At 69.8% G+C, this 11238-nt stretch carries 9 protein-coding genes; 5 read left to right on the top strand and 4 right to left on the bottom strand.

What is annotated here, in order from left to right:
* Positions 1–1087: site-2 protease family protein (locus VGD44_RS06630; protein ID WP_331085135.1), on the bottom strand; the 1087-nt coding region annotated here is incomplete at its 3' end.
* Positions 1088–1092: 5 nt separating this feature from the next.
* Entirely contained in the window at positions 1093–3537 is a 2445-nt protein-coding gene (gene ppsA / locus VGD44_RS06625) for a phosphoenolpyruvate synthase (RefSeq protein ID WP_331085133.1), read from the bottom strand.
* A gap of 379 nt (positions 3538–3916) precedes the next feature.
* Here ppsA and VGD44_RS06620 point away from each other — a divergent pair, with 379 nt between their 5' ends.
* Genes VGD44_RS06620 through VGD44_RS06600 form a run of 5 tightly spaced genes read left to right on the top strand, consistent with a single transcriptional unit; the run spans position 3917 to position 9807 of the window.
* Positions 3917–4882 carry an efflux RND transporter periplasmic adaptor subunit gene (locus VGD44_RS06620; protein WP_331085131.1) on the top strand — a complete coding sequence of 322 codons (966 nt, stop codon included), beginning with the start codon at positions 3917–3919 and terminating at the stop codon, positions 4880–4882.
* 4 nt (positions 4883–4886) lie between these two features.
* Positions 4887–6596: an ATP-binding cassette domain-containing protein gene (locus VGD44_RS06615; protein ID WP_331085129.1), complete on the top strand. Its 1710-nt coding sequence runs from the start codon at positions 4887–4889 to the stop codon at positions 6594–6596.
* Positions 6593–7690 carry an ABC transporter permease gene (locus tag VGD44_RS06610; protein WP_331085127.1) on the top strand — a complete coding sequence of 366 codons (1098 nt, stop codon included), beginning with the start codon at positions 6593–6595 and terminating at the stop codon, positions 7688–7690. The genes VGD44_RS06615 and VGD44_RS06610 overlap by 4 nt, the downstream gene beginning before the upstream one ends.
* Positions 7691–8797: an ABC transporter permease gene (locus VGD44_RS06605; RefSeq protein WP_331085125.1), complete on the top strand. Its 1107-nt coding sequence runs from the start codon at positions 7691–7693 to the stop codon at positions 8795–8797.
* 5 nt (positions 8798–8802) lie between these two features.
* Positions 8803–9807 (top strand): hydroxyacid dehydrogenase, encoded by a 1005-nt coding sequence (locus VGD44_RS06600; protein ID WP_331085123.1) that lies wholly within the window; start codon positions 8803–8805, stop codon positions 9805–9807.
* A gap of 550 nt (positions 9808–10357) precedes the next feature.
* On the opposite strand, the gene VGD44_RS06595 is transcribed toward VGD44_RS06600, so the two are convergent.
* Both VGD44_RS06595 and VGD44_RS06590 read right to left on the bottom strand, forming a co-directional pair.
* Positions 10358–10579 carry a DUF2933 domain-containing protein gene (locus VGD44_RS06595; RefSeq protein WP_331085121.1) on the bottom strand — a complete coding sequence of 74 codons (222 nt, stop codon included), beginning with the start codon at positions 10577–10579 and terminating at the stop codon, positions 10358–10360.
* Positions 10576–10926 carry a hypothetical protein gene (locus tag VGD44_RS06590; RefSeq protein ID WP_331085120.1) on the bottom strand — a complete coding sequence of 117 codons (351 nt, stop codon included), beginning with the start codon at positions 10924–10926 and terminating at the stop codon, positions 10576–10578. The genes VGD44_RS06595 and VGD44_RS06590 overlap by 4 nt, the downstream gene beginning before the upstream one ends.
* Between the last annotated feature and the right edge of the window lie 312 nt (positions 10927–11238).

The following is an 11238-nucleotide window of genomic DNA, read 5'->3' as shown; positions in this document are numbered from 1 at the left end:
GCGTCACGATGCCGACCACCGATCCGCGATGGACCACCGGCATCCGCTGGACGTTTTCCGCGCGCATCCGATCCATCACCTGCGACGCGTCGTCCAGCAGCCCCGCCGCCGGCGTGAGGGCGGCCGGCGTGCAGATCTCGCCCATCGTCTTGGTCTTCCAGGTCTCGCGTGGGGTGCGCAGGATGTCCTCCGGCGTGACGATGCCGAGCCACGCCTCACCATCGACGACGGGGTAGAGGCCGTGCCGGCTGGCCATCAGGCGGTCGTCCACGAACCGATCCAGCGTGTAGCCCGCCGGGACGGTCTCGATGGACGGGGCCATCAGTTCGGCGATCGCGTGACCGGCGAACATCTGGCGGGCCTCCGCCGCGCGCAGCGCCCCACGTGCGGCGCTGTGGATGAAGAGGCCGATCATGATCCACCACAGGCCGCCAGCCGGCTCAACCGTGAACACCACGACGAGACCCAACGCCATCAGCAGCAGGGCCAGGACTTCTCCCGTGCGCGCAGCGATCCGGGTGGCCTTCATCAGGTCGCGGGTGGACATCCAGAGCAGCGCCCGCAGCACGCGCCCGCCGTCGAGCGGAAAGGCCGGCGCCATGTTGAACGCCGCCAGCACGACATTGAGCGTGGCCAGGTAGCCCAGCGCCATCACGACCTCGGCCGGCGCGTCCGTCTGGCCCATCGCCCCGGCCGCGGTCGCCAGGACCACACCGAACACGACGCTGAAGGCAGGGCCGGCGATCGCCATCGCCAGCTCCGCGCCGGGGCGCTTCGGCTCCTCGGCCAACTCGGCCACCCCGCCGAAGAGGAAGAGCGTGATCCGGCTGACCGAGACCCCCATGGTCCGGCCCACCAGGGTGTGAGCCAGCTCGTGCAACACGATCGAGGCCGCCAGCCCGATCACGATGATCGCGGCCATGGTCCAGTAGGAGCCGGACGGCAAGCCTTCGAACAGCATCGGCAACGAGCCGGACGCCAGGGACCAGGCGATGAACAGCGCCATGATCACCCAGCTCACGTGGATCCGGATCTGGACGCCGAACAGAGAGAGTGGGCGGGGCGGATGGGCGCGAGCATCGGGCATTAGGTTCATCCTCCCACGGCCTCGGCGATCGAGCGCCTCTGCGGCGCGGCTGGCGCCTTGGCCGCCTCGGCCTCGCGCACGATGGCGAGCGTGCGCGGCAGGCTCTGCGGATTGACGCTCATCGAGTCGATACCGAGTGCGGTGAGGAAGGCGGCGATCTCGGGATAGGTCGCCGGGGCCTCGCCGCAGATGCCGACGTGACGGCCGTTGCGGTGCGCGCCGACCACCGCCTGCCGCAGCATCTCCAGGACGCCCGGGTCACGCTCGTCGAAGTCGAAGGCCACGGTCTCGGAATCCCGGTCCACGCCCAGCACCAGCTGGGTCAGGTCGTTGGAGCCGATCGAGAAGCCGTCGAACAACTTCGCGAAGGCGTCGATCTGGATGACGTTGTTGGGGATCTCGCACATGACGTAGACCTCGAGCTCGTCCTCGCCGCGCTTCAGGCCGTTCGCGGCCATGGCGGCCAGCACCCGCTCCGCCTCCTCGACGCGCCGACAGAAGGGCACCATCACCTTGAGGTTGGTCAGGCCCAGGTTCTTCCGGACGCGCGCCAGGGCCTCGCATTCCAGGGCGAAGCCGTCGGCATAGAGTGGATGGGCGTAGCGGGCGGCGCCCCGGAACCCAAGCATCGGGTTCTCCTCGACCGGCTCGAAAGCGCGACCGCCCAGCAGCTTGGCGTACTCGTTGGTCTTGAAGTCCGACAGCCGGACGATGACCGGCCGCGGGTAGAAGGCCGCGGCGATGAGGCCGGCGCCTTCGGCCAGCTTGTCCACGAAGTACTGCCTCGGTGAGGCGTAGCCCTTGATCAGCCGGTCGATGGCAGCGCGCTCCCGCGCGACCGTCACACGCTCCGGATGGACCGCGGCCATCGGATGCAAGCGGATCTGCTCGCCGATGATGAACTCCAGTCGGGCGAGTCCGACGCCGGCGCTGGGCAGCTGGGCGAACCGGAACGCCAGGTCCGGCTGCGCCAGGTTCAGCATGATGTGGGTCTTGGGCTGCTGGAGGTCCGCGGCCTTCAGGCGCTGCACCTCGAAGGCGACGTCGCCCTGGTAGACGCGACCGGTCTCGCCTTCGGCGCAGGAGACGGTCACGCGAACGCCATTGGCCAGGCGCGCCGTCGCCTCGCCCGCGCCCACCACCGCCGGCACGCCCCGCTCGCGGGCCACGATCGCCGCGTGACAGGTGCGCCCGCCGCGGTCGGTCACCACGGCGCTCGCCCGCTTCATCACCGGTTCCCAGTCTGGGCTGGTCGCGGCGGCGACCAGCACCTCGCCGGGCTGGAAGGCCTCCAGGTCGGCGGGCCCGCGGATCACGCGCACCACGCCGCTGGCGATGCGCTCGCCGACCGCCTTGCCGCTGGCCAACACCACGCCTGAGCCCGTCAGCCGGAACGTCTCGATATCGGCGCCGCGCTGGGACGCGACGGTCTCGGGTCGAGCCTGGACGACGTAGAGTCGGCCGTCCACGGCGTCCTTCGCCCACTCGATGTCCATGGGCGTCGGATGGCCCGCGCGCTCGGAATAGTGATCCTCGATCCGGATCGCGACGTCGGTGAGGGCCAGGACCTCCGCGTCGGTCAGGCAGTAGCGTTCCCGCGCCGGCCGCGGAACCGGGATGGCGAGGAGGCCCGGGCCGTCCCCCTTCGGTTCCGAGACGATCCGGGTCTGCTTGGCGCCGAGGCTGCGGTGCAGCACCGCGCGGAACCCCTGCCGGAAGGTGGGCTTGTGGACATAGTACTCGTCGGGGTCCACGCGCCCCTGGACGACATTCTCGCCGAGCCCATAGGCGCCGGTGACGAACACCACGTCGCGGAAGCCGCTCTCGGTGTCGAGGGTGAAGATGACCCCGCTCGCCGCCCGGTCCGAGCGCACCATCTGCATCACCGCGACCGAGAGAAAGACCTTGGCGTGGTCGAAGCCATTGTTGACCCGGTAGACGATCGCCCGGTCGGTGAAGATCGAGGCGAAGCAGCGCCGGCACGCTTCGATCAACTCGTCCTCGTCGACGATATGGAGGAAGCTCTCGTGCTGCCCCGCAAAGCTGGCGGTGGGCAGATCCTCGGCCGTGGCCGAGCTGCGCACCGCGACCGTGAGGTCGGGGCCGGAGATGTCCTGGAGATGCCGAAAGGCCGCCAGGATCTGGGCGCGCAGGCTCGCGCCTCCCGTGGCCTGGTAGACGATCTCACGGGCCTGGGCGGCGCGCCGACGCAGCTGGGCCACATCGTCAACGTCGAAGTCGAGCAGCTCCCGAAGCCTGGGCCAGGCGCCGGCTTCCGAAAGCGCGTCCCGGTAGGCGTCCGCGGTGATGGCGAAGCCGTTCGGGACCCGGACCTCCGCGTCGCGAAGCAGCTGGCAGAGCTCCCCCAGGGAGGCCGTCTTGCCGCCGACACGCGGAATGTCGCGCAGCGTGAGGCTGTCGAAGGGTGCGATATAGTCGGCCTGTGGCATGGGCCTGCTCCGGGGATGACGTCGCAGCCGAGACTAGGGTCCGAAGCCCGCTCCGCCTTGACCCGCGTCAACGGCGCTCCGGGGCCCAGGCCCGGTCCCCCGCGACGCCTGGCGAAGGAACACGCGCCCCCAGAGCCGATAGCCGGGCCCGATCAGCACCCGCTGATCATCGCCTTGCCCGCCCTTGGGCGGCGCGCAGCGTGCGGCCCTTGTAGGGCCAGATGGAGCCTGGAGGAGCGCGCGGCTTGCGATGGATCAAGGGCGACGGGGTTCCGCGACTGCGAGCCAGTTTCATCTCCCCTTGATCCATCGCAATGCGGGTCGTCACGTCCGACCGCAGTCTGACGTCCATACCTCGCGGAGGGCGCGTCCCGTGAAGATGAGCGCCAAGTCTGCCATCGCCCTCGTAGCGATCGCCCTCATCATGATCGCTGCCGGCTCAGGCTACGCCTACTGGCGCATGCGGCCGCAGCCCCTGCCCGCCCAGGTCATCTATGGCAGCGGCCGGATCGAGGCCGACGAGGTGCGGGTGGCGGTGGAGGTGCCCGGCCGGCTCCTCGAGAACCGGGCCGTCGAAGGCACGTCCTTGAAGGCCGGCGAGCCGCTGGCCCGGATCGACCCCGCGGACTACGAGCTGCAGGAAGATCGCGTCGCCGCCCAGCACGAGGCCGTGCGCCGCACGCGCGCGCAGATCACTGCGCAGATCGGATTGGCCGAGCACCATGCCGGCACGGCCAGGAAGGATCTCGACCGCTACGAGACCCTCGGCGCCGAGGGCTGGGTCCCCGCCAGACGCGTGGAAAGCGCCCGCGACGCCTACGTCGCGGCCAAGGAACAGACCGGCGTCCTCCGAGAGCAAAAGGCCGAGGCGGCCGCGCAGGATGCGGCGGTCGCCAAGACCCACGCACTCGCCCGCTCGCAGATCGCCAAGACCCGGGTGGCGGCGCCGATCACCGGCGCCGTGCTCGAGCGCCTCGCCGAGCCGGGGGAGGTCGTCGCCGCCGGTCAGCCGGTCGCGGTCCTCGCCGATCTCACCGAGGTCAAGCTCAAGGTCTTCGTCAGCGAGCGCGACCTGGGCAAGGTGCGTCTGGGCGCGCCGGCCCGCATCCGGATCGACGCCTTCCCGGGGCGCGACTTCCCCGCCCGGGTGGCCCACGTCGATGGGCAGGCGCAGTTCACGCCGCGCGACGTCCACATGGCCGACGAGCGCAGCCGCACGGTCTATGGCGTGATGCTGGCGGCGGCCAATCCCGAGGGCCTCCTGAAGCCCGGCATGCCGGCCGACAGCTGGATCCTCTGGGACGAGAAGAGCGGCTGGCCGGACACGCTCCGGACCCCGGAGTAAGGCCGTGCCCCCAGCCCCCGTCATCGAGGCCGAGGGGCTGGGCCGCCGGTTCGGCGGTCGCGCCGTCCTGCAGGATGTGACGATCCGCGTCGACCCGGGCGAGGTGTTCGGGGTCGTGGGCCCCGACGGCGCCGGCAAAACGACCCTCCTGCAGATGCTCGCCGCCATCCTGCGGCCGAGCCTGGGGTCCTGCCGGGTGCTCGGCCAGGATGTCCGCAAGCGCCCCGAGCGGGTGCAGGCGCGGGTCGGCTATATGTCGCAGGGCTTCTCGCTCTACGACCGGCTGACGGTCGCCGAGAACATCGCGTTCGCGGCGGGCATCCGAGATGTGCCGAAGGCGGCCTTCGCCGCTCGTAAAGCCAAGCTCGTGGCGATGGCCGGACTGGAGCGCTTCCAGGAGCGCCGCGAAGGCGCCCTCTCGGGCGGGATGCGCAAGAAGCTCGCGCTCTGCGCCAACCTGATCCACGAGCCGCCGCTGCTGGTCCTCGACGAGCCGAGCCTGGGCGTCGATCCCCTGTCGCGCCGCGAGCTGTGGCGCATCCTGGATGCGGCCCGCAAGGACGGCCGCTCCATCGTCTTCGCCACCTCCTATATGGACGAGGCCGACGCCAGCGACCGGGTGCTGCTGCTGCGCGACGGCCGGCCGCTGGCCCTCGGCGCGCCGTCGGAACTGCGGGAGACCGCCCGGGCCCACGTCTTCAGCGTGCGGACGGACGCACCTGCGGCGGCGGAGGCGGCGCTCGCCGAGCTCCCCGACGTGCTGAGCTTCCAGCGCCGTTCGGCCGACGAGGTGCGCGTGCAGCTGCGGACCGCGGGCGCGCCGCCCGACATCGGCCTCTGCTGCCGCGAGCTGAAGCCGGTCGAGCCCACCATGGAGGACGTCTTCACGGTGGCGTCCGCCCCGGGAGAGACGATGACGCCGCCGCGCGCCCCGGTGCGCAGCCCAAGCGAGGCGATCGTCGTCACGGCGGAACGGGTCGCGCAGCGGTTTGGCGACTTCGTGGCCGTCGACGACGTCAGCCTGCAGATCAAGGCTGGCGAGGTGCTCGGCCTGCTCGGCCCCAACGGCGCCGGCAAGACCACGCTGATCCGCATCCTCTGCGGCCTCCTGGCGCCTACGCAGGGCCGCGCTGCCGTGGCCGGCTTCGATGTCGCGCGCCAGAGCGGGAAGGTGCGCGCCAGCATCGGCTACGTCTCGCAGAAGTTCTCGCTGTTCACCGACCTGACGGCGCAGGAGAACCTCGTCTTCTTCGGGCGCGCCTATGGCGTACCATCGCATGACATGAAGGCGCGGATCGCCTCGGCGCGCGAGCGCGCGGGCCTACCCGCCGCCGAGGACGGGCTGGTCCGCAACCTGTCAAGCGCCGTGCGCCAGCGCCTGGCTCTCGCCTGCGCCATCCTGCACGGGCCGAAGGTGCTGTTCCTGGACGAGCCCACCTCGGGCGTCGATCCGCTCTCGCGGTTCCGGTTTTGGCGCCTCATCTCAGCGCTCGCCGCCGAGGGCGTCGCGGTGATCGTCTCCACGCACTACCTCGAGGAAGCGACCTATTGCGACCGGCTGGGCTTGATGATGGACGGCCGCATGATCGCGCTTGGGGCCCTGCCGGCGCTGCAGGCCGACCTCGGCCTCGCCGAGGCGCGCGTGGAGGATGTGTTCCTGGGCTACATCGCCCGTGAGCGCGGACAGGCGCCCATACCGGCGAGGGCCGCATGAAGCTCTCGCGGATGCTCGCTTTCAGCCGCAAGGAGGCCCTGGAGATCGTCCGCGATCCGATCACCGTGTGGATCGCGCTCTTCATGCCCCTCGTGATCCTGTTCCTGTTCGGCTACGCGCTCTCCTTCGACGTGAAGGACGCGCCGCTGATCATCGTCGACCACGACAAGAGCGCCGCCAGTCGCGCGCTCTCCGATCAGTTCCTCAACACCAGCTACTTCCGCCTAGCCGGGGCCTTCGAGGACGAGCGCATCGCCGAGCACGCCCTGATGCAGGGAAAGGCGCGCGCGGTGCTGTCCATCCCGCCGGACTTCTCGCGTCGCCTGGCGCGCGGCGAGGAGGCCCCGGTCGAGTTCCTGGTCGATGGCACCTACGCCTCGACCGCGGCGATCGTCTCGGCCTATGGCCGCGCGATCATCTACGCCTTTCCGAAGGGGACCTTGCAGCTGCCCGTCCAGCCGGAGGTGCGGGTCTGGTACAATCCGCAGCTGCGCAGCCGCGACTTCATCGTGCCCGGCCTGTTCGCGGTGATCCTGATGGCCTTCCCGCCGCTGCTCACCGCGCTCGCCGTCTCCCGCGAGAAGGAGCTGGGTACGATCGCCCAGATCTACGCCTCTCCCCTCACCAAGCCCGAGTTCATCGTTGGCAAGCTGATGCCCTACGCCGCGATCGCGGCTCTGCAGCTGGCCATCGTGCTGGCCGCCGGGTTCCTGTGGTTCAGGGTGCCAATGCATGGCAGCCTCGCGCTGCTGGTCGGGCTGGGACTGATCTACGTCCTCTGCACGGTCTCCATCGGCCTGCTCGTCTCGACCCTGGTGCGCACCCAGGTCGCGGCCATGCTGGTGACGCTCATCGTCACCCTGATGCCGTCGTTCCTGTTCTCCGGCTTCATCTATCCGATCTTCACCATGCCGCCGTTCTTCCAGAGCTATTCGGCGCGCATCCCGACCATGTACTTCGTCAACATCTCGCGCGGGATCGTCATGCGCGGCGCCGGGCTCCCCGAGCTGTGGGTCAACGTCGCCGTTCTAACGCTCTACACCGTCGTCGTCCTGACGCTTGCGACCGTACTGCTCAAGAAGCGGATCGCCTGAATGTTCGGCGAACGCCTCTTTGGCCTCCTGGGCAAGGAGTTCGCGCAGATGCTGCGCGACCCGGTGGTGCTGTTCCTGATCTTCTGGCTGACCACGGTCGAGGTCGTCATGTGCACCATGGCGGTCGGCATGGACGTCAAGAACCTGCCGCTGGGCCTGGTCGATCACGACCGCTCGGCCGCGAGCCGCGCCTTGACCACGGAACTGACGTCGGCAGACACCTTCGTGCTGGCCGGCGTCTTCACCTCGGAGCGAGAGGCCGAGGCCGGGCTGAAAGCCGGCAGGCTGGCCGCCGTGGTCGAGATCCCGCCAGGGTTCGGCGCGCGGGTGGCCGCAGGCCGACAGGCGTCGGTAGGCGTCATCGTCGACGGCTCCAACGCCGATGTCGCCTCCCGCGCCCGGGCCTGCATCATCGAGATGACCGCCCGCTTCGCCCGCGAACGGACCATGGGCGCCATGCCGATGGCGGGCGGGGTCCAACCGGCGGTGCGGGTCTGGTACAATCCCAACCTCACGAACACCCGCTTCGAGGCGCTCGCCATGCTCGCCCAGGCGGGCTTCATGCTGGCGGTGATCCTGCCCGCCGCCGGCATGGTCCGCGAGAAGCAGAACGGAACGCTGGAGCAGATCCGGGTCACCCCGATCCGCGCCCACGAACTGTTCCTGGGCAAGGTGCTGCCGCCAGTCACGGTGACGCTGGGCTCGCTGTTCCCCTCCCTGCTGGTGCTCCGGCTCCTGCACGTGCCGATGAGCGGCAGCGTGTCGACTTTCGTCGGGCTGGAGGCGCTTTTCCTTCTCAGCGCCGTTTCCATCGGCATGTTCGTGGCCACCCTCACCAGCACTCTGCAGCAGGCGATGCTGGCCAGCTTCTTCGGCCTCTTTCCCCTGCTGTTCCTCTCTGGAAGCGTGTCGCCCATCGAAAGCATGCCCCGCTGGCTGCAGGTCGCCTCCCAGGCCAGCCCGCTGCGTCATGGGATCGAGATCACCACCGGCCTCTTCCTCAAAGGCGCCGGCATGGCCGAGCTTTGGCCGCATGCCCTGGCCCTCGCCCTGATCGGCGCGCCTCTATTCGGCGTCAGCTGGCTCGTCTTCCGCCGCGAGTGGTGATGGGGATGAAGGTCGCGGTCTTCGAAGCAACGGAGTGGGAGCACCAGGCCTGTCTAAGCCTGCAGCCCCGACACACCGTCCATTGCACGGCCGAACGGCTGACATCGGAGTTAGTGGATGGCTTCTCTGACGCCGAGATCGTGACGACCTTCATCTGGTCCGACCTCAGCGCGGCCGTCCTGCGCCGGCTGCCGAAGCTCCGGCTGATCGCCACCCGGTCCACGGGGTTCGATCACATCGACCTCGACCACTGCCGGAAGGCCGGCGTCACGGTCTGCAACGTGCCGGACTACGGCGACCACACCGTGGCCGAGCACGTCTTCGCCCTTCTCCTGGCGTTCAGCCGGCGGATCGTCCAGGCCGCCGAGCGCACCCGGCGCGGCGACTTCTCCGAGGCCGGACTGCGCGGTTTCGACCTAGCGGGCAAGACCCTGGGCGTGGTGGGCGCAGGCCGGATCGGGCGGCGGGTCGCCGGCATCGCGCGGGGCCTCGGCATGCATGTGATCGCCTTCGATCTGCGGCCGGACCCGGAGGCCGCCGCGGCCCTCGGGTTCCGCTACGCACCGCTGGCCGAGCTGCTCGCGAGCGCGGATGTCGTCAGCCTGCACCTGCCCGGTGGGGCAGGCAGCCACCACCTCCTCGGCGAGCCGGAGCTGGCGCGGATGAAGCCCGGCGCCGTCCTCATCAACACGTCCCGCGGTGGTGTCGTGGACGGGGAGGCGCTCGTCCGGGCGCTGGCCTCCGGCCACCTGGCCGGCGCAGGCCTGGACGTGGTGGCCGAAGAAGGCGCGCTGCGCGAGGAGGCCGAGATCTTCCGCACGCAAGCGACTGTGTCGACGGAGCGTCTGCGGGCGCTGGTCGCCGACCATGCGCTTCTGAGCCTGCCGAACGTCATCGTGACGCCGCACATCGCCTACGACTCGCGAGAAGCGGTCGAGCGGATCATCGACACGACACTGGCGAACATCGCCGCGTTCGAGGCCGGCGCCCCGCAGAACGTGGTGTCTTAGCGAGCGTGGCCTTGCGTCACGTCAACGACGGCTGTGCTTCGGCACGCAACTGATTGACCCTCCCCCACCGTCCCGCCGCAGCGAAGGCCCGACAATGACGACCCTGACGTCCCTGCGCGGCGCCGGAACGGTGACCGGCGCCAAGCACCTGCTGGAGTTCGGCGGCCGTCGCCTGCTCACCGACTGCGGGCTATTCCAGGGGCTGATATGAGGACCTGCCCGGCCCCGCCCGGTGTCGAAGTCTTAGGTCATGCGCCCGCCGCCCATCATGGCCGACGGGCGCTCCATGTGCTCGGCCAGGCGGCCTGATCGTCGAGCCGTGCGAAGACGGCGGCAGGTGGCGCCGAGAGGCGGACGATGGTCTCGAAGCTGCGACTCATCGGAAGCGCATTAGGATCCGCAGCAACCCGACTTGGGAGGCGCAGGCTCAGGCGCTGGCGCCGCATGCTCGGACTTTGCGGCGCAGCAGCACCCCGCGACGTCGCGCACATCGCCGGCCGGCTCGGTCAGAGCCGCGGGATCTCCCGCCGGGAAGCCGTCGGCGAGGGCCTCATCCAGCCGGCGGCTGGTTGCGGCTGTCTTGCACGTGGTCATGGCCGTGTCCTCCGTGGCCGTGACGCATGAAGAGGTGCATCAGCGGGCAGGCGAGAAAGAGCAGGTAGGGCGCGAACCCCAACGCGTGGCCCCAATGGTCGCGCAGCAGCCAGAACCCCGCGGCCGCCGCGACGGCGACCAGCGTCATCAGCGCGAAGCTTCGCAGGCGGGCGCTCATTTCGGTGTCTCGGGCGACTTCGGTGCGGCGTCAGGATGGTCGTGGTCGTGCGCAGGCTCCGCAGGCTTGGCGGCCGCCTGCGCAGGCATGCAGCGCATCTCCTTGCCCTCCATCATCATCTTGCCCTCGGGCGCCTTGCCCTTCGAAGCCTTGCCATCCGCGCTTGCCATCTTGGCGTCCATCATCGGGCAGGCGTGCATGCCCACTTCAGGCTCCGGTTTCGGCGCCGGCTTGGCCGCTGGGGCCGCCTCGGGATGATGTCCGGCGTGCGGGTCGGATTGGGCGGCCCAGGCCGGGGCAGCCGCGACAGCGGCGAGGAGCAGGAGGGTCTTGAGCAACTGGATCATGGCGAATCCGCAGAAGCCTTGAAGTTCGAGTTTCAGCTTTCGCTCCGACGAACGCGCGTGCCTTGACGTGCATCAAGGAACACGGATCGCCGATTAGAGCTTCGCCGCCCGCAGCCGCAGGGCGTTGGCCGACTTCATCGCGGCGGAATACCTCCGGGAGGTCCCCGGGGCTGACGACGGTGGCGAATTCTTTCCTTGCTCAGCCCTCGTAAGGCTCAACGGGACCCAGCGGCTGCAGTCGGGGGATCGCGAGATCCAGCTTGCTCCGCTTGAGCGCATTGCGCAGCGCCACGACGGTGACGGGCCGTGGCC

Source organism: Phenylobacterium sp. (assembly GCF_036402295.1).
Classification (GTDB): Bacteria; Pseudomonadota; Alphaproteobacteria; order Caulobacterales; family Caulobacteraceae; genus Phenylobacterium.
Note: the sequence above shows the minus strand (reverse complement) of the source record. Positions and strands in the feature narration are given on the sequence as shown.

Bases quoted from the DNA above. Each gene is read 5' to 3' on its own strand.
- ppsA (WP_331085133.1), bottom strand. From the start codon at position 3,537: ATGCCACAGGCCGACTATATCGCACCCTTCGACAGCCTCACGCTGCGC.
- VGD44_RS06620 (WP_331085131.1), top strand. From the start codon at position 3,917: ATGAGCGCCAAGTCTGCCATCGCCCTCGTAGCGATCGCCCTCATCATG.
- VGD44_RS06610 (WP_331085127.1), top strand. From the start codon at position 6,593: ATGAAGCTCTCGCGGATGCTCGCTTTCAGCCGCAAGGAGGCCCTGGAG.
- VGD44_RS06605 (WP_331085125.1), top strand. From the start codon at position 7,691: ATGTTCGGCGAACGCCTCTTTGGCCTCCTGGGCAAGGAGTTCGCGCAG.
- VGD44_RS06600 (WP_331085123.1), top strand. From the start codon at position 8,803: ATGAAGGTCGCGGTCTTCGAAGCAACGGAGTGGGAGCACCAGGCCTGT.
- VGD44_RS06595 (WP_331085121.1), bottom strand. From the start codon at position 10,579: ATGAGCGCCCGCCTGCGAAGCTTCGCGCTGATGACGCTGGTCGCCGTC.
- VGD44_RS06590 (WP_331085120.1), bottom strand. From the start codon at position 10,926: ATGATCCAGTTGCTCAAGACCCTCCTGCTCCTCGCCGCTGTCGCGGCT.